The sequence below is a fragment of the Phaeobacter sp. JH20_08 genome (genome assembly GCF_048056635.1).
Classification (GTDB): Bacteria; Pseudomonadota; Alphaproteobacteria; order Rhodobacterales; family Rhodobacteraceae; genus Phaeobacter; species Phaeobacter bryozoorum.
In genome coordinates this window covers 64,448-89,375 of sequence record NZ_JAYMVV010000011.1, presented here as the reverse complement: position 1 = coordinate 89,375, position 24,928 = coordinate 64,448, and the positions used below count along the sequence as shown (strand labels likewise).

General features: G+C 62.4%; 21 protein-coding genes. 15 read left to right on the top strand and 6 right to left on the bottom strand.

Features of this window, described 5'->3' with window-relative positions:
• Positions 1-36 precede the first annotated feature (36 nt).
• A complete protein-coding gene (locus VWY75_RS10960; protein WP_416538929.1) occupies positions 37-1,845 on the top strand; it encodes an ABCB family ABC transporter ATP-binding protein/permease in 1,809 nt (602 codons plus the stop codon).
• A gap of 35 nt (positions 1,846-1,880) precedes the next feature.
• Here the strand turns inward: VWY75_RS10960 and VWY75_RS10955 are convergent, their stop codons facing one another.
• From VWY75_RS10955 to VWY75_RS10945, 3 genes are all read right to left on the bottom strand, one after another.
• The gene (locus VWY75_RS10955) at positions 1,881-2,108 is read right to left on the bottom strand and encodes a hypothetical protein (protein ID WP_340545844.1); all 228 of its coding nucleotides are present in this window, start codon (positions 2,106-2,108) and stop codon (positions 1,881-1,883) included.
• A gap of 219 nt (positions 2,109-2,327) precedes the next feature.
• On the bottom strand, positions 2,328-6,164 hold the full coding sequence (locus VWY75_RS10950; RefSeq protein WP_416538928.1) for an efflux RND transporter permease subunit: 3,837 nt from the start codon (positions 6,162-6,164) through the stop codon (positions 2,328-2,330).
• Complete coding sequence (locus VWY75_RS10945; RefSeq protein ID WP_416538927.1) at positions 6,161-7,456, bottom strand: efflux RND transporter periplasmic adaptor subunit; 1,296 nt, start codon at positions 7,454-7,456, stop codon at positions 6,161-6,163. Before VWY75_RS10945 ends, VWY75_RS10950 begins: the two co-directional genes overlap by 4 nt.
• 299 nt (positions 7,457-7,755) lie before the next feature.
• On the opposite strand from VWY75_RS10945, the gene VWY75_RS10940 reads away from it, so the two are divergent.
• From VWY75_RS10940 to VWY75_RS10920, 5 genes are all read left to right on the top strand, one after another.
• Complete coding sequence (locus tag VWY75_RS10940; protein WP_416534186.1) at positions 7,756-8,427, top strand: hypothetical protein; 672 nt, start codon at positions 7,756-7,758, stop codon at positions 8,425-8,427.
• A gap of 67 nt (positions 8,428-8,494) precedes the next feature.
• Complete coding sequence (locus VWY75_RS10935; protein WP_416538926.1) at positions 8,495-9,817, top strand: PQQ-binding-like beta-propeller repeat protein; 1,323 nt, start codon at positions 8,495-8,497, stop codon at positions 9,815-9,817.
• A gap of 99 nt (positions 9,818-9,916) precedes the next feature.
• Entirely contained in the window at positions 9,917-11,377 is a 1,461-nt protein-coding gene (gene der / locus VWY75_RS10930; RefSeq protein ID WP_416538925.1) for a ribosome biogenesis GTPase Der, read from the top strand.
• Between the two features lie 331 nt (positions 11,378-11,708).
• Positions 11,709-12,725 (top strand): fatty acid desaturase, encoded by a 1,017-nt coding sequence (locus VWY75_RS10925; protein ID WP_416538924.1) that lies wholly within the window; start codon positions 11,709-11,711, stop codon positions 12,723-12,725.
• Positions 12,722-13,411, top strand: coding sequence for a helix-hairpin-helix domain-containing protein (locus tag VWY75_RS10920; RefSeq protein ID WP_416538923.1), 690 nt, complete (start codon positions 12,722-12,724; stop codon positions 13,409-13,411). The genes VWY75_RS10925 and VWY75_RS10920 overlap by 4 nt, the downstream gene beginning before the upstream one ends.
• 90 nt (positions 13,412-13,501) lie before the next feature.
• Here VWY75_RS10920 and serS read toward each other — a convergent pair whose 3' ends face one another.
• Positions 13,502-14,794, bottom strand: coding sequence for a serine--tRNA ligase (gene serS / locus VWY75_RS10915; protein WP_340545836.1), 1,293 nt, complete (start codon positions 14,792-14,794; stop codon positions 13,502-13,504).
• A gap of 386 nt (positions 14,795-15,180) precedes the next feature.
• Here serS and yajC point away from each other — a divergent pair, with 386 nt between their 5' ends.
• The 9 genes from yajC (at position 15,181) to VWY75_RS10870 (ending at position 21,505) form a co-directional block, all read left to right on the top strand.
• Positions 15,181-15,465 carry a preprotein translocase subunit YajC gene (gene yajC, locus VWY75_RS10910; RefSeq protein WP_340545835.1) on the top strand — a complete coding sequence of 95 codons (285 nt, stop codon included), beginning with the start codon at positions 15,181-15,183 and terminating at the stop codon, positions 15,463-15,465.
• A gap of 34 nt (positions 15,466-15,499) precedes the next feature.
• Positions 15,500-17,161: a protein translocase subunit SecD gene (gene secD, locus VWY75_RS10905; protein WP_340545834.1), complete on the top strand. Its 1,662-nt coding sequence runs from the start codon at positions 15,500-15,502 to the stop codon at positions 17,159-17,161.
• 1 nt (position 17,162) lies between these two features.
• Positions 17,163-18,131 carry a protein translocase subunit SecF gene (gene secF, locus VWY75_RS10900; RefSeq protein WP_416538922.1) on the top strand — a complete coding sequence of 323 codons (969 nt, stop codon included), beginning with the start codon at positions 17,163-17,165 and terminating at the stop codon, positions 18,129-18,131.
• A gap of 166 nt (positions 18,132-18,297) precedes the next feature.
• A complete protein-coding gene (locus tag VWY75_RS10895; protein ID WP_416538921.1) occupies positions 18,298-18,651 on the top strand; it encodes an Mth938-like domain-containing protein in 354 nt (117 codons plus the stop codon).
• Between the two features lie 95 nt (positions 18,652-18,746).
• Positions 18,747-19,373, top strand: coding sequence for a heme ABC exporter ATP-binding protein CcmA (gene ccmA, locus VWY75_RS10890; protein WP_416538920.1), 627 nt, complete (start codon positions 18,747-18,749; stop codon positions 19,371-19,373).
• Positions 19,370-20,026: a heme exporter protein CcmB gene (gene ccmB, locus VWY75_RS10885; protein ID WP_340545830.1), complete on the top strand. Its 657-nt coding sequence runs from the start codon at positions 19,370-19,372 to the stop codon at positions 20,024-20,026. Before ccmA ends, ccmB begins: the two co-directional genes overlap by 4 nt.
• A 45-nt stretch (positions 20,027-20,071) precedes the next feature.
• Complete coding sequence (locus VWY75_RS10880; protein ID WP_416534182.1) at positions 20,072-20,803, top strand: heme ABC transporter permease; 732 nt, start codon at positions 20,072-20,074, stop codon at positions 20,801-20,803.
• Positions 20,803-20,973 carry a heme exporter protein CcmD gene (gene ccmD, locus VWY75_RS10875; protein WP_416538919.1) on the top strand — a complete coding sequence of 57 codons (171 nt, stop codon included), beginning with the start codon at positions 20,803-20,805 and terminating at the stop codon, positions 20,971-20,973. The genes VWY75_RS10880 and ccmD overlap by 1 nt, the downstream gene beginning before the upstream one ends.
• A complete protein-coding gene (locus VWY75_RS10870; protein ID WP_340545827.1) occupies positions 20,966-21,505 on the top strand; it encodes a DsbE family thiol:disulfide interchange protein in 540 nt (179 codons plus the stop codon). The genes ccmD and VWY75_RS10870 overlap by 8 nt, the downstream gene beginning before the upstream one ends.
• A 54-nt stretch (positions 21,506-21,559) precedes the next feature.
• Here VWY75_RS10870 and VWY75_RS10865 read toward each other — a convergent pair whose 3' ends face one another.
• Together VWY75_RS10865 and acnA are read right to left on the bottom strand one after the other, a co-directional pair.
• Positions 21,560-21,859: a putative quinol monooxygenase gene (locus VWY75_RS10865; protein ID WP_416534180.1), complete on the bottom strand. Its 300-nt coding sequence runs from the start codon at positions 21,857-21,859 to the stop codon at positions 21,560-21,562.
• Positions 21,860-22,134: 275 nt separating this feature from the next.
• Complete coding sequence (gene acnA / locus VWY75_RS10860) at positions 22,135-24,822, bottom strand: aconitate hydratase AcnA (protein WP_416538918.1); 2,688 nt, start codon at positions 24,820-24,822, stop codon at positions 22,135-22,137.
• Between the last annotated feature and the right edge of the window lie 106 nt (positions 24,823-24,928).

The window sequence follows — 24,928 nt, the reverse complement described above, 5'->3', positions numbered from 1 at the left end:
GGCCCTATGTCAGAGGTCTTGCAACAAGGACATGTGATGACGGACAGCGATATGACCACCGCGCAGGAGGAGCGCCGTTCCGGCCTGCGCACCCTGCGCCGCGTTTTTCCCTACCTGTGGCCAAAGGATCAGGCCTGGGTCAAATACCGCGTGGTGGCGGCGCTGGCGGTGCTGATCCTGGCCAAGCTGGTCGCGGTGTATACGCCGATGCTCTACAAGGGTGCGGTCGATAGCCTTGCGGGAGAAGGCGTGCCGCCTCTGGCGTTGGGGGCTGTTGGTCTGACGGTGGCCTATGGCGTGGCGCGGGTTCTGACCACCGGGTTTCAGCAGCTGCGTGATGCGGTGTTTGCGCCTGTTGGTCAACGGGCACTGAGGCGTCTGGCGCTGGAGACCTTTCGCCATATTCACCGCCTGTCGATGCGCTATCACATCACCCGCAAAACCGGCGGGCTGAGCCGGATTATCGAACGTGGCGTCAAAGGCGTGGAGTTCCTGCTGCGCTTTCTTCTGTTTTCCATCGGGCCTCTGGTGCTGGAGCTGGTGCTGGTTGCCGTCATCCTCGCGGTGCTGTTTGACATCTGGTATCTGGTCGTGGTGGCGGTCACTGTCGGGCTTTATGTCTGGTTCACCTTTGCGGTGACGGAATGGCGGGTGAAGCTGCGCCGCGAGATGAACAAGCAGGACACCGATGCCAACCAGAAGGCGATCGACAGCCTGCTGAACTATGAGACGGTCAAATATTTCGGCGCCGAGGATCGTGAGACCGAGCGCTACGACGTGGCGATGCGGGCCTATGCCAAGGCCGCGCTGAAGACTGCCTATTCGCTGGCATTCCTGAACTTTGGCCAGAGCCTGGTGATCACCGGCGGTCTGGTGGTGGTGATGGTGATGGCCGCGATCGGCGTGCAGCAGGGTAATCTGACGGTGGGCGATTTTGTCATGGTGAACGCCTATATGATCCAGATCACCGTGCCGCTGAACTTTCTCGGGACCGTCTACCGTGAGATCCGTCAGAGCCTTGTGGATATGGGCGAGATGTTCGATCTGATCGAACAGGACCCGGATGTGAAGGATCGGGGTGATGCCAAGGTGTTGCAGGTCAACGGCGGTGCGATCACGCTGGAGAATGTGGAGTTCGGCTACGACAGCGACCGGCAGATCCTGAAGGGCGTGAGTATTGAGGTGGCGGCGGGGCAGACCGTGGCCATCGTTGGGTCTACCGGGTCGGGCAAATCCACTATCGGGCGGCTGTTGTTCCGGTTCTATGATGTCACCCGCGGGGCCTTGCGCATTGACGGGCAGGATGTGCGGGATGTCACGCAAAAGAGCCTTCATGCCGCGATTGGCGTGGTGCCGCAGGATACCGTGCTGTTCAACGATACGATCCGCTACAATATCGCCTATGGCCGGGCCGGAGCCACGCAGGAAGAGGTGGAACAGGCCGCGCGGGATGCGCAGATCCACGACTTCATCATGCGGCTGCCTGAGGGGTATGAGACGCAGGTCGGCGAGCGGGGGCTGAAGCTGTCGGGCGGTGAGAAGCAGCGGGTGGGCATTGCCCGCACCCTGCTGAAGAACCCGCCAATCCTGCTGCTGGACGAGGCGACATCGGCGCTGGACAGCGACACAGAACAAGAGATCAAGGAGGCGCTGTCGCGCGCCGGGCAGGGGCGGACGGTGATCACCATTGCCCACCGTCTGAGCACGGTTGCAGAGGCCGACCAGATCATTGTGCTGGAACAGGGCGAGATCGCCGAGCGCGGCACCCATGACGAACTGCTGGCCAGCGAAGGCCGCTACGCGCATCTGTGGCAGCGCCAGCAATCGGATCAGGACGCCGCCTGATTACTCTGCGGGGATAACAGGGGTCTGCGGCGCGGCTAGCCGCTGACGTAGACCCCGTCCTTTGGTTTGTAGAAAATCTTTTGATTGTGCAGCCGCCCGAGCAGATCGTGGATCTGGCGCAGGCTGTCGGCGCGGTTGTGACCGGCGATGCCCTGCACGGTCTGACTGCCGTCAGCCAGTGCGTCCCGCGTGCGTTGCAGCGCGGTTTCGATCAGATCGACGTCGGCAATGGTGAGTTCGAACATATCGTTGAAATCGGGCATCTGATGGGTCCTCTCTGCTGGCGGGGCTGGCTGGAACCGCGCGGCTGTCTTCTGGCGCCCGGCTGGTGCTGCGGTCGGCGGAATGTCTTCAGGCTGACCCAGCTGGCCGCTCATTACCACCAAAATATGCAGATGCGGCGGATTGGTCGCTGGCCGCCGATGGCTGCGCTTTGGTCCCAACAAACGCACAACGCCCCGCGGAGGCGGGGCGTTGGCTGGTTATTCGGCGGCGCGCAGCGGTGTTGAAGGTGGTTTGCCCTTCTCTTCCTCCCAGCCCTCGTCCGGCCTGGTCTGTGCGGCTTCGGGCGCCGACATCGCTGGGTCTCGTTCATTGTCCAGCCTGCCTTCACGCTCCCACAGGATCTCGGTGGTGGGCAGGGTGCGGGCCTTGGTCGCGAGGCGCATGTCGCGCGCGATCTGGCTGGATCGCCCGCCGGTAAGCCGTGCAAGCAGGCGGCCAAGGGCGGCGACATAGATCCACAGCCACACCCGGATCGCCAGCAGCGAGGGTGTCACCAGCAGCGTCAGCACGGTGGCAATCCCCAGACCAAAGACCACGGCGGTCGCCAGCTGCTTCCACCACAGCGAGGTCGGGCTGTCGATGGAATAGCCGCCATTGATGAAATCGAGGCTGAGCCCGAACATCATCGGTGCCAGACCGGCCATCGTGGTGATGGTGGTCAGCAGAACCGGACGGATCCGCGCCTCGGCGGTGCGGATGATCGCCTCGATCCGGGGCATCTTCTGGGCATATTCCTGATAGGTGTCGATCAGAACGATATTGTTGTTCACCACGATGCCTGCCAGCGCCACGATGCCGGTGCCGGTCATGATGATCGAGAACGGCTGCTGCATGACCATCATGCCAATCAGCACGCCGGTGGTGGACAGCACCACCGCCAGAAGAACCAGGATGGAATTGTAAAAGCTGTTGAACTGCGCCAGGAGGATCACGAACATCAGCCCCAGCGCCCCGGCAAAGGCCTTCATCAGGAAGGCGCCGGATTCGGCCTGTTCTTCCTGATCGCCGGTCCATTCCCAGGTGATATCGGCGGGCAGCGGATCGCTCTCCAGCCACTCGGTCAGCTTGGCGATGCGCTCGTTGGCGTTGAGCGCCACAACACGGGCGCCATCCTCCAGCGCCGATTGCAGGGCCTCTTGTGTGGCCGCGCCTTCAAGACTGCGCAGCCTGAACGCTGTGCCATCCGGGCCGGTCAACTCGCCGGTTGCGGTTCCTTCGGGGAGAGATTTGACATAGGCCAGCGTCTGCTCCTTGCCGTCCTCGGTCTCGGTGGTGATGACCTTTGACAGGCCCGGTTCGATATCCGCCTTCACGTCGTAATAGCGCTGCTGTTCGACGCGGCTGATTTTTTCCAGCTTGGGAACAGGATGCCGGGTGATGAAGTTCGACAGCGGCACCAGCCCGTCCTCGGTGCGCAGTTTCAGCGCATCAAGGGTGGAGAGGACGCGGTCTTCTTCGGGCAGGCGAACGCGGATTTCGATTTCCTCGTCCGAGCTGTCGACGCGCATGGTGTCCAGAAGGATGCCGCGCGTGACCAGCTGCACCATGGCGCCAACGGTCGCCACATCGGCGCCGTACCGCCCGGCCTTTTCGACATCGACGTCGATCTGCCAGTCGATACCGGGAAGCGGCAGGCTGTCCTCGATCAGGTCAAGACCGGGGGTTGCCTCGAACTGGGCGCGGGCCTGTTCGGTGGCGGCTGTCAGCGTGTCCCAGCTGTCGCCTTTCAGACGCAGGTGCACAGGTTTGCCGGAGGCGGGCCCCTGCGCCAGCGCGCGGATTTCCGCTTCAAAGCCCGGCAGCTTGGCCAGTTCGGCGTTGATCTCCTCGATCACCGTATCGCCGTCGAACTCGGTTGCCGTCACCTCGCGGGTGAACCAGCCGTTGAACCAGCTTTCGGTCTGGGTCGGCCGGTCCTCCCATGGGATGATCTCGAACTGGACCTGACCGATGGTATCGGGCGGGGTCTGGGCGCCTGAGGCATCGGTGTTCAGCCCGCCTTCACCGGCAAAGGAGAAAACATTCACGACCGCCGGATGCGACAGGATCACCTGTTCGGTCTGGCGCACCATCTCATCCTCTTCGGTCAGCGAGGTATTGCCACGGGCGCGCACATAGGCGGTGGCCTGTTCCGGCTCGGATTCGACGAAGAATTCAACGCCGTAGTTGTTCTGACCGAACATGGTGAAGACGGTCATGATGGCAAAGGCGATCGCCCCGATGGTGACGATGGGCATGACCGGATTGCCGACGATGAATTTGATGAAATGGCCAAAGGGCGTGTGTTTGTAGCCGGCATCGACGGATTTCTCGGTCCGGTGCAGACTGGCCGCGCCCAGCGTGACCGAGGCCCCGAAGGCCGCCAGCACAAAGACCAGCGCACCAAAGATCAGCGCGGCGGTATCGGGCACCTGAGCGGGCAGCAGATAGCCCCCGTTGAGCATCTGCATCGCCCCTGCAAACATACCCCAGAGCATCACCGGCACCAGAGCGGCCCGCAGCCACCAGGGTGCAACCGCCCGCAGCCCGTCGGAGAGGTTTTCAAACAGGCGGCTCATGCGGCCGGTGACACCGCCCATGACGGGCAGATAGATCAGCGCCACCACCAGCGATGCCGAGAGCACGAAGATCAGCGTGACCGGCAGCATTCCCATGAATTCACCGGGGACACCGGGCCAGAACAGCATCGGCAGAAAGGCACAGAGCGTGGTCGCGGTTGAGGAAACCACCGGCCAGAACATCCGCTGCGCCGCCTCGACATAGGCGTGCATCGGGCCGGTGCCCTCCTTGATCCGCTTGTCGGCGTATTCGACCACCACGATGGCGCCATCCACCAGCATACCCACTGCAAGGATCAGGCCGAACATCACGATATTGGAGATGCTCACGCCCATCACCGCAAGGAAGGCAAAACACAAAAGGAAGGAGGTCGGGATTGCAAAACCGACCAGCAGCGCGGCACGGCTGCCAAGCGCCGACAGCACCACGATCATCACCAGAGCAACAGCGGTCAGGACCGAACCTTCCAGCTGGCTCACCATGGAGCCGACGACGCGGCTCTGGTCGTTGGAGGTGCCGACGGAGACCGCGGCCTTCAGCTCGGGTGGCCATTTGGTCTTGGCCTCGGCCAGGGTTACCTTGACCAGATCCACCGTGTCGATCAGGTTGTAGCCCTTGCGCTTGACCACCTGCAACGCCACCGTGTCCTCGCCGTTGAACCGCGCGGTGCCGCGACGATCCTCGAAGGTGAAATTGATCGTTGCCAGCTCACCCAGGGTGACCACGCGGTCGCCATTGGTCTTCACTGGCAGCTCGTAGATGTCGCGCACATCATCAAAGGACGACGGGATCTTCACGGAGAAGGTGCCCTGATTGGTTTCCACCTCACCGGCGGCGATCAGCTGGTTGTTGTTCTGCACAACGGTGATCAGTTCAAGCGCGGTGACGTTATAGGCTTCGAGCCGCAGCGGGTCGATCAGCACCTCGACCATCTCGTCGCGATTGCCGGCGATCCCGGCTTCGAGCACCGGTTCCAGCGCCTCAAGATCGTCCTGCAAGTCCTTGGCGATACGGGCCATCGTGCGTTCGGGCACGGCGCCGGTCAGGTTGACGATGACGATGGGGAATTCTGAGAAGTTGATTTCGTTGATGGTGTATTTTTCAGCCCCCTCGGGGAAATCGGCCTCGGCGGCATCCATCGCGTCACGGACATCTGCCATGATCGCGGTCTTGTCCCAGCCAAAGTCGAACTCAAGCGCCACACCGGCGTAGCCTTCGGCGGCGGTTGAGGACATCTTGTCCAGCCCGTCGAGATCGGCCAGCTCGGTCTCCATCACCTTGACCAGCAGGGTTTCGGCATCCTCGGCGGAGATGCCGGGGAAGGGGACAGAGATGAACAGCGCGGGGATTTCGATATCCGGCTCGCCCTCTTTGGGCAGGCTGGCATAGGCAAAGCCGCCGACCAGCAGCGAAATGGCGATGAACGCCAGGATCATACGGGCCCGTTCTGCGGCCCAGCTGACGATACCGGTCATTGGGTAACCTCTTTATACGTGGGCTCAACAGCGACGCCCGCAACAACAAAATCCTGCCCGACAACAATCACATCCGCCTGTTCAGGCAGGCCGCTAACCCAGACACCGCTGGCCTCATCCCGCAGGAGGCTGACGGGGTAAAATCCGACCGTCCGATCCTCTTTGACCACGCGCACGCCCAGCTGGCCGTCATTGTTCAGCGTCAGCGAGGATTGCGGCAGGTAATGCGCCTTGGATCCTTCGGCGGAGATCACGATATCGGCGGTCTGGCCGTCGCGGATCGCCAGATCCGGGTTCGGCACGGTGATTTCCACCTCAAATGTGCGGGTGGTGGGATCAGCTGAGCGGCTGATAAAGGTCACCTTGCCCGCAGCCAGACGCCCGTTTGCCAGTTCGGCGCGGGCCATGGCGCCAATGGTGACGCGGTTGACTTCGGCTTCTGGCACGTAACCGACCAGTTTGATGGTTTCGAGCTGGATCACGGTTGCACAAAGACTGCCGGGCTGCATCAGGCTGCCCAGTTCGGCGGTGTCGCTTTCCAGCAGCCCGTCAAATGGTGCGAGGATATCCAGACGCGACAGTTCCTTTTCAGAGGCGGCAACCTGTGCCGAGGCGGCTTCGATGCCCGCGCTGGTGGTTTCCAGCCCGGTTTCCGCCGTTGCCACGCCCGCCACCGCAGAGCGCTCGGCAGCCTGCGCCGAAGCCAGCCGGGTTTCAGAGGCAAAGCCACCTTCGGAGAGTTTCGCCGCAGCGGTCAGATTGATCTGCGCCTCGCGCAGCCGCGCGCGGGCCTCTTCCAGCCGGGCCTTGGCCTCGGGGACGCGGATTTTCGCTTCGCTCAGCCGGGCCTTCGCCTCCAGCAGGGCTGAGGGGCGGGTGCCGGGATCCAGCTTGCACAGCAGATCGCCAGCCTTCACCTGCGCACCCTTGCGCAGCGGTTCGGACAGGACGGTGGATGTGGTTTCAGACCGGACCTCAACCTCGCGGATGGCCTGGGTCTGACCACGCAGCACGACAGCGCTGTCGATACCACGGGCGCTACTGCGGATGGCGACCACCCCGACCGGCGATTTGCCGGTCTCCTTGGTATATGCCGCCGCCGCTGCAACGGCTCCGGTTGGATCAGCGGCGTCAGCGGCTGGGGCCGCAGCCTCCGCATCAGATGGGGCAGCCACCGCGTCCACGTCGCTCTGCTCCCCCCGGGCGAAGGCAAGAAGCGCATCCCGCTCGATCACGGCATAATACAAGCCTGCCGTTACAACAGCAGCAGTTATCAGGGGAATTACACGCATCTTGGGCCTTCCTAAATTCATAGTCATCCCATCCGGGACATATAGAACCACTCAACAACCATACCATTAATTCGGCATGTTCAGGCGAACTCGCGCTAAGTGATATGGGCGATATAGGCATTGTCCATACTAAACTCTGTAGTTCAGTTCACATTTTTTGCCTTTTTGGAGCGGTTTGTGCGGGATCGGGCACAACAGGGCCACTTGGCTTGGCACCGGTTGCACTGTAAGAGAAGCAGAACACAGGAAACTTTCCGGCAAGCGCGGGGGCGGTTGCCGGATCTGCCAGGGACATTTTCATGAGCGACACCGACAGCTTTATCGATGAGGTGACAGAAGAGGTCCGTCGCGATCGCCTGTTCAAGATACTCAAACGTTATGGCTGGATTGGCGGCGTGGCCGTGGTGCTGATCGTGGGTGGGGCGGCGCTGCGCGAATACAACCGCGCCCAGACCGAGGCCGCCGCGCAGGCGCTGGGTGACCAGATGATCGCCGCGCTGGACAGCGACGACAGCGCGGCCCGTGCCAATGCGCTGGATGCCATCACCGCTGAAACCGCCGGGGGCGATACGGTGCTGAAGCTGTTGCAGGCCGGTGCTCTGGCCGACGCAGGCGAGCGCGCGGCCGCTGTTGAGCGGCTGAATGCCGTGGCCAGCAATGGCGAGATGCCAGTGATCTATCGCCATATCGCGACCTTCAAGGCGCTTGGCCTGCAGCAGGACAGCCTGCCCATCGCCGACCGCCGGATCCAGTTCGAGGCGCTGGCCCAGCCCGGTGCGCCGCTGGCGCTGCTGGCGCAGGAACAGCTGGCCCTGATCGACATCGAAGACGGCAATGCCGAGGGCGCCATCACCCGTCTGCGCGACATTATTGCGTCGGCGGCGGTCACCTCGGACTTGAAAGACCGTGCCTCGCAAGTGATTGTGGCGCTTGGGGGAGCGCTGGAGCCGGCCGCGGCACCAGAAGGCTGAGGACAATATCTGCGCTGACGGGCGCAGCGAGAAACGTGCAGTATAAGTGCAGTAACGGGGCAGGGTAATGACGGCAGTAACAAGCTTTTGGGGAGCAAGGGGCATTCTGGCAGGAACCGCATTGGCGTTGGTCCTGTCCGCCTGCACCGAGCCTGAGGTCATCCTGCGCGGTGAACGTCTGGATCTGCGCGATGACAGCGTCGCCGTGGTGACCAATGAAACCCGCGCCATTGCCCTGCCTGCGGCACGCAGCAATACCAGCTGGCCACAGGGCCCCGGTGTCGAAGGGCTGCGGCCGGTCCACCCGGCGCTTGCCGCCGCTCCAAACGCGATCTGGTCTACCTCCATCGGCGCGGGCGACAGCCGTCGTCAGCGCATCACCGCCACGCCGGTTGTCGGCGATGGCCGCATCTATACGCTGGACAGCGGCGCCAGAGTTTCCGCCGTTGCCACAAACGGGGCCTTGCAGTGGCAGAGCGAGCTGCTGCCAGCCTCCGACAGCTCCGGTCAGGCCACCGGCGGCGGTTTGGCGTTTGACAATGGCGTGGTTTATGTCTCCTCCGGGTATGGCGTGCTGACCGCGCTGGATGCGGCGAGCGGCGCGACCCTCTGGCGGCAGGAGCTTGAGGCGACCGGCTCGGGGCAGCCCACCGTGCACGATGGGCTGATCTATCTTGTGGCCGGCGATGACACCGGCTGGGCGGTCCATGCCAAGGATGGCCGGATTGCCTGGCAGATCCAGGCCACCCCGAGCCCGTCAAATATCCTGGGCGCGCCTGCGCCTGCGGTGACCTCCGATCTGGCGATTTTTGCCTTTGGATCCGGCGATCTTACCGCGACCTTCCGCAAGGGCGGCCTGCGCCGCTGGAACGCCTCGGTTGCGGGCAAGCGGATCGGGCGAACGATTTCGCGGATCAGCGATGTGACCGGCTCGCCCGTGGTGTCCGGCAACCGCATGTATGTCGGCAACCAGTCCGGGCGCACTGCGGCCTTTGATCTGGCAGCTGGCGATCGTCTGTGGACCGCCCCCCATGGCGCGGTGGATCCGGTCTGGGCGGTTGCGGGCAGTGTTTTCCTGATCAGCGATCTGGGCCAGCTGCTGCGGCTGGACGCGGACAGCGGCGAGGCGATCTGGGCGGCCGATCTGCCCGGATACTTGAAGGACAAACCCCGCAAGCGGGGCGCCATCGTGGCGCATCACGGCCCGGTGGTGGCCGGGGGGCAGGTGGTTGTCGCCTCCAATGATGGGCTGCTGCGCTTTTTCAGCCCCGAAAGCGGAGCACTGCTGCGCACGGTTGCGGTGCCGGGCGGTGCCAGCACCGCGCCGGTGGTGGCTGGCGGCACGCTTTATGTCGTGTCGACCAAGGGACAATTGCACGCTTTCCGATAGCGCTTTGATGCGGTAGGAGAGGGTTAAACAGCGATGTGCTCTGGCAGGGCACGCGCAGATGCGCTATGGGGCGCGTCTGAATCGCAGAAAGTTGGTCTGATGTCTTTTACCCTCGCTATTGTGGGCCGCCCGAATGTGGGCAAATCCACACTGTTCAATCGTCTCGTCGGCAAGCGGCTGGCGCTGGTGGATGACCAGCCCGGCGTCACGCGCGATCTGCGCGAAGGGGAAGCGCGTCTTGGCGATCTGCGCTTTACCGTGGTGGATACCGCCGGTCTGGAAGATGCCACCGACAACTCGCTGGAAGGGCGGATGCGCCGCCTGACCGAGCGGGCGGTCGATATGGCCGATATCTGTCTGTTCATGGTCGATGCCCGCGTCGGTGTGACTCCGGTTGATCAGATGTTTGCCGAAATCCTGCGCAAGAAATCCGCGCATGTGATTCTGGCCGCGAACAAGGCCGAGGGCAATGCCGCCGACGCCGGTGTTCTGGACGCCTGGGGGCTGGGGCTGGGAGAGCCGATCCGCCTGTCCGGCGAACATGGTGAGGGTCTGAACGACCTTTATGCGCAGCTGATGCCGCTGGCGGATGAGTTTGAAAAACGCGCCAAGGACGACAGCCCGGAGATTGACGTCGCGCTGGATGAGGACGCCGAGGAGGATGACCTCTCGGTGCCGATGCCGACCCGCAACAAACCGTTGCAGGTGGCGGTTGTCGGGCGTCCGAATGCGGGTAAATCCACCCTGATCAACAAGATCCTCGGTGAGGATCGCTTGCTGACCGGGCCCGAGGCCGGGATCACCCGCGATGCGATCTCGCTGCAGATCGACTGGCAGGATGTGCCGATGCGGATTTTCGATACCGCGGGTATGCGCAAGAAGGCCAAGGTGCAGGAAAAGCTGGAGAAGCTCTCCGTGTCCGACGGTCTGCGGGCCGTGAAATTTGCCGAGGTTGTGGTGGTCCTGCTGGATGCGGCAATCCCGTTTGAGCAACAGGATCTGCGCATTGCCGATCTGGCCGAGCGTGAAGGCCGCGCGGTTGTGGTTGCGGTGAACAAATGGGACATCGAGGACGAAAAGCAGGAAAAACTGCGCAATCTGAAAGAGGCCTTTGACCGGCTGCTGCCGCAGCTGCGCGGCGCGCCGCTGATCACCGTGTCGGCCAAGACCGGCAAGGGTCTGGACCGGCTGCACGCCGCCATCATGCGCGCTTATGACGTCTGGAACCGCCGGGTGCCAACGGCGGCGCTGAACCGCTGGCTGACGGGGATGCTGGAACAGCACCCGCCGCCAGCCCCGCAGGGCAAACGGATCAAGCTGCGCTATATGACCCAGGCCAAGACCCGTCCGCCGGGCTTTGTGGTGATGTGTTCGCATCCCGACAAGATGCCCGAGAGCTATAATCGCTATCTGGTCAACGGGCTGCGGCAGGATTTCGACATGCCGGGCACGCCCATTCGTCTGACGCTGCGCTCGCAGTCGGACAAGAACCCCTACAAGGGCAAGAAAAAAGCGCCGCCGTCGAAGCTGCGCAAACATCTGGAAGGCCGCCGCAGCTGAGCGTTGCCGTGCTGACCGCAGGATGAGATTTCGGGCAGCCCCTTCGAGGGCTGCCTTTTTTCATGGGGCGCGCGGCTTCACGCCTGCGACCTTGGCCCCATTTGACCGCAAGCCATTGGCTTTGCTAGGCTTCACCATAGATTATTGAAAGCCGGGGTGGCTTCTCTGCGCAATCTGATGCCGGTCGGGCGGCCGGACCCTCAGATGCGGGGCGCCGCGTCGGGGTATTGCGGGGTATTCACAGTGGCGGTCTGAGCGTCGCCGGGCCACGGGCAATCTGCCTCAGGCCATCGTCATTTCAGCGTCACACTGCGTCTCTAAGGAACATTTCATGGATCTGAGAGCATATACGCGGACTTATTGCGAGAAGGATAACCGGCTGGCGGCGCTCAGCTATTTTGGGACGTTTGCGGTCTATTTCCTGTCGCTGTCACTGGCGATCCGCTACGCCGACATCTGGTATCTGATGGCGCCTGCCGGGGTGGTTTTTGCCTTTGCGGCGGTGCGGCTTTATGTGCTGCAACATGACACCGGGCATCATTCGCTGTTCGAAACCCGATGGCAGAACGAAGTCGCAGGCCATGTGCTGTCGCCCTTCACCTTTGCGCCGTTTGAGGTGATGAAACAGAACCACAATGAGCATCACGCCTATATCGGCAATCTGGAACACCGCGAGTCCGGTGAAATCCACACCATGACGCTGCGCGAATGGCAGGCGGCGGGCTGGGCGCAGCGGCTGGTCTATCGGCTGTATCGAAACCCGTTTGTGCTGGTGCCACTGGGGGCGGCGTTCACCTATTTCATCCGCTATCGCTGGCCGAAGAATACGCTGCGCTTTGGCGTCCTGGGGGTGGTGCTGCACAATGTAGTGATCGTGCTGCTGCTCGCGCTGCTCTATGCCATCGCGGGGATGACCGGGGTGCTGATCTGGCTGGGGTTTTCCTTTCTTGGTGGGATGATCGGGGTGTTTCTGGTCTATCTCCAGCATAATTTTGAGGACACCTATTGGGATCGTCGGCCGGACCTCAATCCGCAGGTGGCCGCCCTTCAGGGATCATCGTGCCTCGATTTTGGCTGGTTTTTTGACTTTGCAGTCGCCAATATCACGCTTCATGACATTCATCATTTCAACGCCCGCATTCCCAGCTACCGGCTGCGTCGGTGCCACCACAATCTGCCGCCGGAGATTGCCCCGCGCAGGATCAAATTTGGCGAGGCGGTCCGCGCCATGGGGCTGAAACTCTGGGATGAGGAGCAGCAGCGGCTGGTGCCATTCCCGCAGCAGGCGGCAGGATCGGTCCCCGTGGCGGGTGGGATGCAGGCGACCAACAGGCAGGAGACCTCATGACATCCATTGCAACACTTCCCGGTGTCGGTCCTGCCTTGGCGCAGGTTCTGGCACAAAACGGCTGCGCCACGGTTGAGGCGGTTGCCGGAAAAACGCCGGAGGAGCTGAGCCGGATCCCGCGTATCGGCCGGCTGCGCGCGCAGAAGCTTGTGGCCGAGGCGCGCAAGGCGCAGCGGGTCGCTAAGGGCGCCGGGACCGGGCCGGATCACCGTGCCAATGGCGCCACGCCCGCGACAGCGGCGCGCAATGGCGCGGATACCCAGACGGGCGATGCCGCGCAGCTCAGCTCGGCGCTTGCTGCGGCCGAGGCCGCCCGCCGCGCGGCGGAGGCCAAGGCGGAGAGGGCCGTCACCAAGGCCAAGAAGGCCGCCAAACAGGCCGCAGCCCTGGCCGAGGAATTCGCCGCCGCAAAGGTGAAGGCCAAAGCCAAGGCAAAGCGGGTGAAGGCCAAGGCAAAACGCGCCATCGAGAAGGAAAAGGCCAAGGCCAAGGCGATCCTTGAGGCCAAGAACAATCCAAAGAAAGACGGCGGTAAAAAAGACGGCGCCAAGAAAGACGCCAAAAAGGAACCTGCCAAAAAAGCCTCCGCCCGGAAAGAGACCGGCAAGAAGGAGGCAGGCCGCAAGAAGGCCAGTGCGAAGAAACTGGACGATTCTGCCGCTGCCGGAAAGGCCAGGAAGAAATAGGCCTCACCGGAGGCGCGTCTCGCGAGAAAAGGAAAACCGGCGCTGGGGTGCGCCGGTTTTTATATTTTATTAACAGGTTGCAGTGCGCTGTTAAACCAGATCACCTGCCGCCGTTAGGGTCAGGCGACCACCCAGGTAGGGGGCAAGCACCTCGGGCAGTTTGACGGAGCCGTCTTCCTGTTGGCCGTTTTCCAGCACCGCAATCAGGCAGCGCCCGACCGCCAGACCGGAGCCATTGAGCGTGTGCAGATATTCCGGCTTGCCACCGTCCGCAGGTTTGAACCGGGCGTTCATGCGGCGGGCCTGAAAATCACCGGTGGTGGAGACCGAGGAAATCTCTCGGTAGGTGTTCTGACCCGGCACCCAGGCCTCGATGTCAAAGGTACGGCGCGCGCCAAAGCCCATGTCGCCGGTGCACAGCACGACGGTGCGATAGGGGATGCCCAGTTTCTCAAGGATCCCTTCGGCGCAGCGCAGCATACGCTTCTGCTCATCATCGGACTGGCTGGGGTGGACGATAGAGACCATCTCCACCTTCTCGAACTGGTGCTGACGCAGCATGCCGGAGGTATCCTTGCCGGCGCTGCCCGCCTCGGAGCGGAAACACAGCGTATGCGCGGTCATGCGGATCGGCAGGGCCGCCTCATCAAGCGTGTCGCCCGCAACGGAATAGGTCAGCGGCACCTCGGAGGTGGGCACCAGCCACCAGCCATTGGTGGTCTGATAGCTGTCATCGCCAAATTTGGGCAGCTTGTCGGTGCCATACATCGCCTCATCGCGCACCAGAACCGGGGAATTCACCTCGGTCAGGCCGTTCTCATCGACATGGGTGTCGACCATGAACTGCGCCAGCGCGCGGTGGATACGGGCCACGGCGCCCTTCAGCAGCACAAAGCGGGAGCCGGAGATTTTGGCGGCGGTTTCGAAATCCATCGCAGCTGCGACGCCCTTGATTTCAAAGTGCTCTTTCGGTTCAAAGGCGAAATTGGGGATCGCCCCCCATTTGCTGACCTCGACATTGTCGTCCTCATCCGCGCCCTCGGGCACGTCCTCGGCGGGCAGGTTGGGAATGCGGGCCAGCACATCGGTGAGCTTGGCGTCCAGTTCCTTGGCCTCGGTCTGCAGGGTGGCGACTTCGGCTTTCTTGCCGGCCACTTCCGCGCGCAGACGTTCGAATTCGGCATCGTCCCCCTTGGCCTTGGCCGCGCCGATGGCCTTGGCCGCCTTGTTCTGGTCGGCCTGAGCGGTTTCGGCCGCCTGGATTTTGGCCCGGCGGGTTTCATCCAGCGCCAGGATGTCAGAGGACATCGCCGCATCCCCACGCCGCGCCAAAGCGGCGTCAAAAGCGGCAGGGTTCTCGCGGATCGCGCGGATGTCATGCATGGGGGTGCTCCTAAAGCGTTGAATCAGTGCCGCCAGCATATGCCGGATGGGGGCGGGAAGGGGAAGGGGGCGCGAGGCTGCGGCGCGCAGGCTGTTGTCAGGAGGGCGCATTGAGGGCGGGTGTCCTCGGCAGCGCGGCGTAAAAGCGGGAAGGGCAACAATCGCCCAAAAATACTTGGGATCAATCGGCAGGATAATCGTGGTCATATGGGCAATCTGGATCTGAAATGGGTTGTAAAAACCCTCTCATCGCTCCCGCCATGGGTCAACTGCGTTTGCGGTATCGCAACTGGCCCCGTTAGCCTTGCAAAGCCCCGGGCCAGCGCATAGGTTCCCCTGCAAAATTAAGGGCGTCTGAAGCGCCTGTCACACAGAAGGAATATCCCATGGAAGGTGGCGCACTCGCCCAGTTTCTCCCGCTCATTCTGATCTTTGCGATCATGTATTTCCTGCTGATCCGTCCGCAGCAGAAAAAACTGAAGACCCATCAGGCGATGGTCGAGGCGCTGCGCCGGGGCGATCAGGTGGTGACCCAGGGTGGCATCATCGGCAAGGTGGCCAAGGTCAAGGACGATGGCGAGATCGAAGTGGAAATCGCCGAGGGTGTGAAAATCCGCGTGATCAAATCCACCATCGCGCAGGTTCTGAACAAGACCGAGCCGGCAGCGTAAGCATCCCCGCTTAACCAACTGAAAAGGCAGGGCAATGCTGCAAATTGATCTCTGGAAGCGGGTTCTCATCTGGCTGGTCTGTGTGACCGGCCTTTTGCTTGCCCTGCCAAATGCGTTTTACACGCGCGTCGAGCAGGCCAATGACGCCGCCGCCGAAATAATCGCGAAGGGCGAAAGCCCCGCGCGGCTGGACGTGGCGGGCCAATGGCCGTCGTTCATGCCGTCGTCGCTGGTCAACCTTGGTCTGGACCTGCGTGGTGGCGCGCATCTTCTGGCGGAGGTGAAGGTGGCCGACGTCTACGGCGCGCGCATGGATGCGCTCTGGCCTGAAGTGCGCGACGCGCTGCGCCCTGAGCGCGGTGAGGTCGGCACCTTCCGGCGCCAGCCCGCACCGGAGGGGCAGATTCGTCTGAAGATCTCTCAGCCAGAGGGCATGGCCCGCGCGCTGGAGGTTGTGCGTGGTCTGGCCAATCCGATCACCAGCCTGACTGGCGCCGGGGCCACGGATATCACCGTGTCCGGGACCGGTGACATTCTGACCGTAGAGCTGAGCGAGCAGGAGAAGCTGGCCTCTGATGACCGCACCGTGCGTCAGGCGTTGGAAATCATCCGCCGCCGGATCGACGAAGTGGGCACCCGCGAGCCGACCATTCAGCGCCAGGGCAGCGACCGGATCCTGATCCAGGTGCCCGGCATCGGGTCGGCGTCTGAGTTGAAGGCGATCATCGGCACCACCGCCCAGCTGACCTTTAACCCCGTCGTGGGGCGCGGCACGGACGCCGATGCCAATGCGGGTGTCGGCAACAAAGTCGTGCCGTCGCTGGACGAAGACGGTGTGTTCTACACCGTTGAGGCTGCACCGGTTGTGACCGGTGAGGAGCTGGTGGATGCGCAGCCGTCGTTTGATCAGAACGGCCGCCCGGCGGTCAGCTTCCGTTTCAACACCACCGGTGCGCGCAAGTTCGGCGACTATACGGCCGAAAACATCGGTTCGCCCTTTGCCATCGTGCTGGATGAGGAGGTGGTCTCCGCCCCGGTGATCCAGTCGCATATTCCGGGTGGCTCTGGCATTATCACCGGCAATTTCACCATCGAGGAAAGCACCAATATGGCGATCCTGCTGCGTGCAGGTGCGCTGCCTGCCGGGCTGGAGTTCCTTGAGGAACGCACGATTGGCCCGGAACTGGGTCAGGACAGCATCGACGCGGGCAAGGTTGCGACCATCGTCGCCTTTGTCGGGGTGCTGGTGTTCATGGCGCTGAGCTACGGTCTGTTCGGGATCTTTGCCAATATCGCGCTGATCCTCAATATCGCGCTTATCTTTGGTGCGTTGAGCCTGATTGGTGCGACGCTGACCCTGCCGGGGATTGCGGGTATCGTTCTGACGGTCGGTATGGCGGTGGATGCCAATGTGCTGATCTTTGAACGGATCCGCGAGGAGCTGAAGGCCGGTCGAGGTCCTGCACGGGCCATTGACGAAGGCTATTCCAAGGCGCTGAGCGCCATTCTTGACGCCAATATCACCACCTTCATCACCGCTGTGATCCTGTTCGCCATGGGCTCTGGCCCGGTGCGCGGCTTTGCGATCACGCTGGGGCTGGGGATTCTGACATCGGTCTTCACCGCGATCTTCGTGACGCGGGTGATCATCGTGATGTGGTTTGAACGGCGTCGTCCGAAAACAATCGAGGTCTGAGATGCGGCTGAAACTAATTCCCGAAAATACCTCGTTTGATTTCTTCAGACTCTGGAAACTGTGGCTGGGCATCTCTGCGCTGATGATCGTTGTCGGCTTTGCCTCCTTTGCCTTGCAGGGGCTGAATTTCGGCATCGACTTCCGCGGCGGCACCACCATCCGGACCGAAAGCACGACCGAGATCGACGTGGGCGCCTATCGCGGCGCGCTGGAACCGCTGGAGCTGGGGGACATCACCATCAGCGAGGTGTTCGATCCGACCTTTGACGTGGACCAGCATGTGGCCATGGTGCGCATTCAGGCGCAGGGCGATGGCGAGTCGATTTCCGGCGCAGTGATCGCGGATGTGAATGCAGCACTGGATACGGTGGCACCGGGGATCAAATTCGTCTCGGTGGAATCTGTAGGCCCCAAGGTCTCGGGTGAGCTGGTACAGACGGCGGTGCTGGCGGTCGCCCTCGCGATTGGTGCGGTTCTGATCTATATCTGGCTGCGCTTTGAGTGGCAGTTCGCGCTTGGCGCTGTTGCCGCGCTTGTCCACGATGTGGTGCTGACCATTGGCGTGTTCTCGGAACTGCAGATCAAGTTCGATCTGGCCATCATCGCGGCGCTGCTGACCATCGTCGGCTATTCGCTGAACGATACCGTGGTGGTTTTTGACCGGGTGCGTGAAAACCTGCGTCGCTACAAGAAAAAGCCACTGGCCGAGGTTCTGAACATCTCGATCAACGAAACCCTCAGCCGGACGGTGATGACCTCGGTGACCACATTGCTGGCGCTGATCTCGCTTTATGTGCTGGGCGGCGATGTGATCCGGGGCTTTGTCTTTGCGATGATCTGGGGCGTCATCATCGGCACCTATTCGTCGATCTTCGTGGCCTCCACCATCTTGTTGTGGCTGGGTGTGAAACGCGACTGGACCAAGCCGTCGAACACCGCGGGCAACCAGTTCGCAAATATCGACGCCTGAGGGTTCAGACCGCGCGACGGATCAAAGGCCGCAGCCCCATGGGTTGCGGCCTCTTTTTATCGGCATATGCGGCGCTGGTATTTTGTCGCGGTGGCGGACATGTTATGCAGCCGGGCAGGGCAGGGTCGCCCGCCCACCACCCGACCACGTACAAAGGATGCACGCCATGCGTTTGAACGAAGTAGCCTATACGGATGCCCTGCCAATTGATGGCTATGGGCCGGGGTTCTTTCGGGTTGGCGGTGAGGTGCATCACGGCAATATCCTGACCGGGGCCACGGGGACCACGGACTGGGGCGGCTATGAGGACAGCGCGCCATTGCTGGCGCTTGTCGGGGATGTGGATGTGCTGTTCGTCGGCACCGGCGCCGAGGTGGCCCATATCCCCGCCGGTCTGCGCCAGCAGCTGGAAGGGGCCGGGATCGGAGTTGAGGCGATGAACTCCCCCGCCGCCTGCCGGACCTATAACGTGCTGTTGTCCGAGGGCCGCCGCATCGCGCTTGCGGCGCTTGCGGTCTGACTGTCGCACGTGCAGGCCTGGGCTTGATCTGGCGCAAGGACAGCGGCCGCCGGATCGGCTTTTTCGAAGCAGAACCAAATGGGTAGGCGGATTTCATGACAGTGACCATCGCAGGGCTGAGCATCGCGCGCGGCGGCGTTCCGGTGCTGGAGGGGGTGAGCTTTGCGCTGACACCGGGCCGGGCGCTGATCCTGCGGGGGCCAAACGGCAGCGGCAAGACCACGCTGCTGCGCACCATCGCCGGGCTGCAACCGCCGCTGGCGGGTGAGATCAGTTTTGACGGCGACGGCAGCGCCGAGGATTTTGCCTATGCCGGCCACGCCGACGGGATCAAGCTGACGCTGACAGTGGCGGAGAACCTGCGGTTCTGGGCGGCGATTTTTGCCACCGGCGCGATTGATGCCGCTCTGGATGCCTTTGAGCTGCGAGGTCTGCGCGACCGGCAGGCCGGGGCGCTGTCGGCCGGACAGAAACGCCGCCTGGGTCTGGCGCGGCTGATGGTGACGGGGCGGCGCTACTGGATCTTGGATGAACCGACCGTCAGTCTGGACCGGGCCTCGGTGCAGCAGTTTGCACAGGTGGTGCAGCAGCATCTGGCCGGTGGCGGCGCGGCGCTGATCGCCACGCATATCGATCTCGGTCTGGATGGCGACACGCTGGATGTGGGCCGTTTTCGGGCCAGGCTGCCGGATCTCGACAATTTTGACGGAGCCTTCCTGTGAGGGCGCTGTTGCTGCGGGATCTGAAGCTGGCGCTGCGTGCCGGCGGCGGCTTTGGGCTGGGGCTGGCGTTTTTCCTGATTGTCACCGTGCTGGTGCCATTCTCGGTGGGGCCGCAGTCCGAATTGCTCAGCCGTATCGCGCCCGGCATCCTCTGGCTGGGCGCGCTCCTGGCCTGCCTGTTGTCGCTGGACCGTCTGCTGGCGCTGGACTGGGAGGATGGCACGCTGGATCTGATGGCCACGGCGCCGCTGCCGCTGGAGGCGGTGGTGACGATCAAGGCGCTGGCCCATTGGATCACCACCTCGCTGCCGCTGGTTCTGGCAGCACCGGTGCTCGCGGTTCTGCTCAACCTGCCGGGGCAGGGGTTTCTCTGGCTGGTGGTTTCGCTGCTGTTGGGCACGCCCGCGCTGTCGGTGATCGGCACCTTTGGTGCGGCGCTCACTGTCGGGCTGAAGCGGGGCGGTCTGCTGATGTCGCTTCTGGTGCTGCCGCTTTATGTGCCGACTCTGATCTTCGGAGCCGAGGCGGCGCGCCGGGGGGCCGAGGGCATGGCGGTAGAGACGCCGCTGTTGATGCTGGCCGGTATCTCGGCCGCCTCGCTGGCGCTGCTGCCCTTTGCCAGTGCCGCCGTGCTGCGCGTCAATTTGCGCTAGGATGAATGAATTGAGATCCCTTCAAGCAAGAGCTAAATAGCCACCATGTCGATCTGGGAATACGCCAATCCAAAGAAGTTCCTGACCACCTCGGAGCGGGTCTTGCCCGCGCTGTGGGTCACAGCTGCCGTGCTGACCTGTGTGGGGCTGGTCTGGGGGTTCTTCTTCACACCAGATGACTACCGGCAGGGGTCCACGGTGAAGATCATCTTCCTGCATGTGCCTTCGGCGCTGATCGCCATCAACGCCTGGTTCATGATGCTGGTGGCCTCACTGATCTGGGTGGTGCGCCGTCATCATGTCAGCGCCCTGGCCGCGCGTGCCGCAGCGCCCGTTGGGGTGGTGATGACGCTGATCGCGCTGGTGACCGGCGCGCTCTGGGGCCAGCCGATGTGGGGCACCTGGTGGGTCTGGGACCCGCGGCTGACCTCATTCCTTGTGCTGTTCCTGTTCTACCTTGGCTATATCGCCCTGTGGGAGGCGATCGAGGATCCGGACACGGCGGCGGATCTCACCTCGATCCTGTGTCTTGTTGGCTCCGTCTTTGCGGTGCTCAGCCGCTATGCGGTGAACTTCTGGAACCAGGGTCTGCATCAGGGCGCGTCGCTCTCGCTCGACAAGGAGGAGAATGTGGCCGATGCGTTTTCCAACCCGCTCTATGTCTGCATGATTGGCTTTGGCTTGATGTTTCTGGCGCTGGTGCTCTACCGGACCGGCACGGAAATCCGCGCTCGCCGGATCCGTGCGCTGATGCTGCGTGAAAGGATGGACGCATAATGCCCGATCTTGGAAAATATGCCGTTGAAGTGCTGTCTTCCTACGGCGCCTCGCTGGTTCTGCTGGCCGGACTGCTGGTGATCACCTTTGCCCGTGGTCGCCGGATACGGCGGGAGATGCAGGCAATGGAACAACAGATGCAGACCCGTGGAGGTGCGCCCCGTGGCTAAGATTTCTCCCGTGATGGCGCTGCCGGTTCTGGTTTTTGGCGGGCTGGTGGCCCTGTTTCTGGCTGGCATGTTCCGCGATGATCCCGAAAGCCTGCCGTCAGCACGTGAAGGTCAGAGCGCGCCGCCGGTTGTGCTGACCGATTTTCCCGGTGAACCCGGGTTCGACGATGCCACGCTGCGGGACGGCAGCGTGAAACTGGTGAATTTCTGGGCCAGCTGGTGTGGCCCCTGCCGGGTGGAACACCCGAGCCTGGATGCGCTGTCCAAGGAGGGGCTGGCGATTTACGGGGTGAACTACAAGGATCAGGAAGACAACGCCGTTGGCTTTCTGAACGAGCTGGGCAATCCCTATACGGCCATCGGTCGCGATGAGGCAGGTCGGATGGCGCTGGACTGGGGTGTCTATGGCGTGCCGGAAACCTATGTCATCGACGGTAAGGGCACTATCATCCTGCGTTTTGCCGGTCCCATCACACAGCGGGTGATCGACAGCACCCTGCGCCCGGCACTGGAGCGTGCGGCAGCCAACTGATGCGGTTGCCATCGGCAGGCGGCGCAGGCCTGGCGGGGCAAGCAGGATCCGATCCTAGCCGAGCTCATAGGTGCGGAAGATCTGTTCGTCCTGTATGAACTCTGCCAGCCGATCAAAATCACCGCGTTCTGCCCGCCAGGTGAGATAGGCGCTCTGGACCTCGCTGTTTTCCCAGATCTGGAAAATGACCACCTCGCCGCGCTCTGGTGCCAGCAGGAGATGGGCCTGGATACAGCCCTGAAAACGACGGGTTTCCGGCATCAGTTTCTGCAGCGCCGCGACCAGCTCGTCGTAGAGGTCGGGGATCGCCGTGATGGTGACAATGATAGCTTCTTTTTCAGGAGTGTCGTTCACTGGGCATCCGTCTGAGTTTAGTGCGTCTTGGGGGCGGCTGAGCACAACCTGTTGCATCTGGCAGTGCCGTCGTTACGCGGCTGCTAGATCTGTTGATAAATCCTAGACGGGCCGGCAGCCCGCCGTCCAGTTCGAAGTTTACGTAACGGCATCTTGATGCGATGATTCCGATTGGTCCCGCGAGTTTATGCCTGAATTCATCGTGTTGAAAACAAAAACGGGTGCCCCGAAGGGCACCCGCGTTGATCGCTCAGATGCTGTGACCTGCGCCTGCCTTAGGATTTGGCGAGGTTGCGCAGCACGTAATGCAGCACGCCGCCATGTTCGATGTACTCGATCTCGGGCGCGGTATCGATGCGGCACTTCAGGGTGATGGTCTTGGTGGTGCCATCGCCGTAAGTGATGTCGCAAGGAACTTCCTGCTGCGGCTTGATGGTGTCCAGACCGTGGATCGAGACCGTCTCATCGCCGGTGAGCTTCAGCGTCTTGCGCGTGTCGCCGCCGGTGAACTCAAACGGGATCACGCCCATGCCAACCAGGTTGGAGCGGTGGATACGTTCGAAGCTCTCGGCGATGACCGCCTTGACGCCCAGCAGGGCTGTGCCCTTGGCCGCCCAGTCGCGCGAAGAGCCCGCACCGTATTGTTCGCCGCCGAAGACAACCAGCGGGGTACCCTGTTCCTGATAGGCCATGGAGGCCTCGTAGACTGAGGTCTGTTCGCCATTGGGGCCTTTGGTATAGCCACCTTCGACACCGTCGAGCATCTCGTTCTTGATGCGGATATTGGCAAATGTGCCGCGCATCATGATCTCGTGGTTGCCACGACGCGAGCCATAGGAGTTGAACTCACGCGGCTGCACCTGACGGTCCAGCAGATACTGGCCTGCCGGGGTGGTGGTCGCGAAAGAGCCCGCCGGGGAGATGTGGTCGGTGGTGACCATATCGCCGAGGATCAAGAGCGTTTTTGCGTCCTTGATGTTGGAGATGGTACCCGGCTCAGAGCCCATACCCTGGAAGTAGGGCGGGTTCTGGATATAGGTGGAGCTTGCCGGCCAGTCGTAGGTCTCGGCGTCGGTGGTGTCCACCGCCTGCCATTTCTCGTCGCCTTTGAACACATCGGCGTATTTCGACAGGAAGGCTTCGCGGGTCACGGTTGCTTCGACCAGATCGGCGATTTCCTTCTGGCTCGGCCAGATGTCCTTCAGGTAGACATCCTTGCCGTCCTTGTCCTGGGCAATCGGATCTGACGCCAGATCAATATCCATGGTGCCCGCCAGCGCATAGGCAACAACCAGCGGCGGCGAGGCCAGATAGTTGGCGCGCACATCGGGGCTGATACGGCCTTCGAAGTTGCGGTTGCCGGACAGGACCGAGGTCGCCACTAGATCACCTTCGGCGATGGCATCGGACAGCTCCTGCTGGATAGGACCGGAGTTGCCGATACAGGTGGTGCAGCCATAGCCCACGAGGTTAAAGCCGATCTTGTCCAGATCTTCCTGCAGGCCTGCGGCCTCCAGATAGGCGGACACAACCTGCGAACCGGGCGCAAGCGAGGTTTTGACCCAGGGTTTGCGATCCAGACCGAGGGCAGCGGCCTTGCGCGCCACGAGGCCCGCGCCGATCATCACATAGGGGTTCGAGGTGTTGGTGCAGGAGGTGATCGAGGCGATCACGACCTTGCCGCTTTCCATGGTGTAGTCCTCGCCCTTGACGGCGACTTCCTTGCCCATGGGACGCTTGAAGGTCTCTTCCATTTCCTTCTGGAACGCCGCCTTGGCGCCGGTCAGGGCGACATAGTCCTGCGGGCGTTTCGGGCCGGAGATCGCAGGCACGATGGTGCCCATGTCGAGGCTCAGCGTGTCGGTGTAGATCGGGGCGTAATCCGCATCACGCCAGAAGCCGTTTTCCTTGGCATAGGCTTCGACCAGCGCGATACGGTCTTCGTCGCGGCCGGTGTTGCGCAGGTAGCGGATGGTTTCTTCGTCGATCGGGAAGAAGCCACAGGTGGCGCCATATTCCGGCGCCATATTCGCGATGGTGGCGCGGTCCGCCAGCGGCAGCGTATCAAGACCGGTGCCGTAGAATTCCACGAATTTGCCAACCACGCCCTTGGCGCGCAGCATTTCCACAACCTTCAGCACGAGGTCGGTGCCGGTGGTGCCTTCGACCATGGCGCCGGTCAGCTCAAAGCCGATGACCTCGGGGATCAGCATGGAGATCGGCTGACCCAGCATCGCAGCCTCGGCCTCGATACCGCCAACACCCCAGCCCAGAACGGCCGCGCCGTTGACCATGGTGGTGTGGCTGTCGGTACCGACCAGCGTATCGGGGTAGGCGACCATCTCACCGTTCTGATCCTCATCGGACCAGATGGTCTGGGCGAGATATTCCAGGTTCACCTGATGGCAGATGCCGGTGCCCGGGGGCACAACGCGGAAGTTGTTGAACGCGCCCTGACCCCATTTCAGGAACTGGTAACGCTCCATGTTGCGTTCGTATTCGCGGTCGACGTTCATCTGGAACGCGCGCGGGTTGCCGAACTCGTCGATCATGACCGAGTGGTCGATGACCAGATCAACCGGGTTCAGCGGGTTGATCTTCTGGGCGTCGCCACCCAGCGCCTTGATACCGTCGCGCATCGCGGCAAGGTCCACAACGGCGGGAACGCCGGTGAAATCCTGCATCAGCACGCGGGCCGGACGATAGGCGATTTCGCGGGGGTTCTTGCCGCCATTGGCGCCCCATTCGGCAAAGGCCTTGATATCGTCAGTGGAGACGGAGAAGCCGCCGTCCTCAAACCGCAGCATGTTTTCCAGCACCACTTTCAGCGCGGCAGGCAGCTTGGCAAAATCGCCAAGACCGGCTTCGGTTGCGGCGGGGATCGAGTAATAGGAGATCGACTTGCCACCCGCGCTCAGTTTGCGGCGCGTCTTGGCATTGTCCTGTCCGACGGTGATAGGCATGTTTGGCCTCCCTCTGGGATGTGAAAACAGGGAATTCGCTACCGGCTATCTGCAACAGGTCGGGCGTGCATTCAATAGCTGAAACGCCGCAGGCAGCATTTTTGTA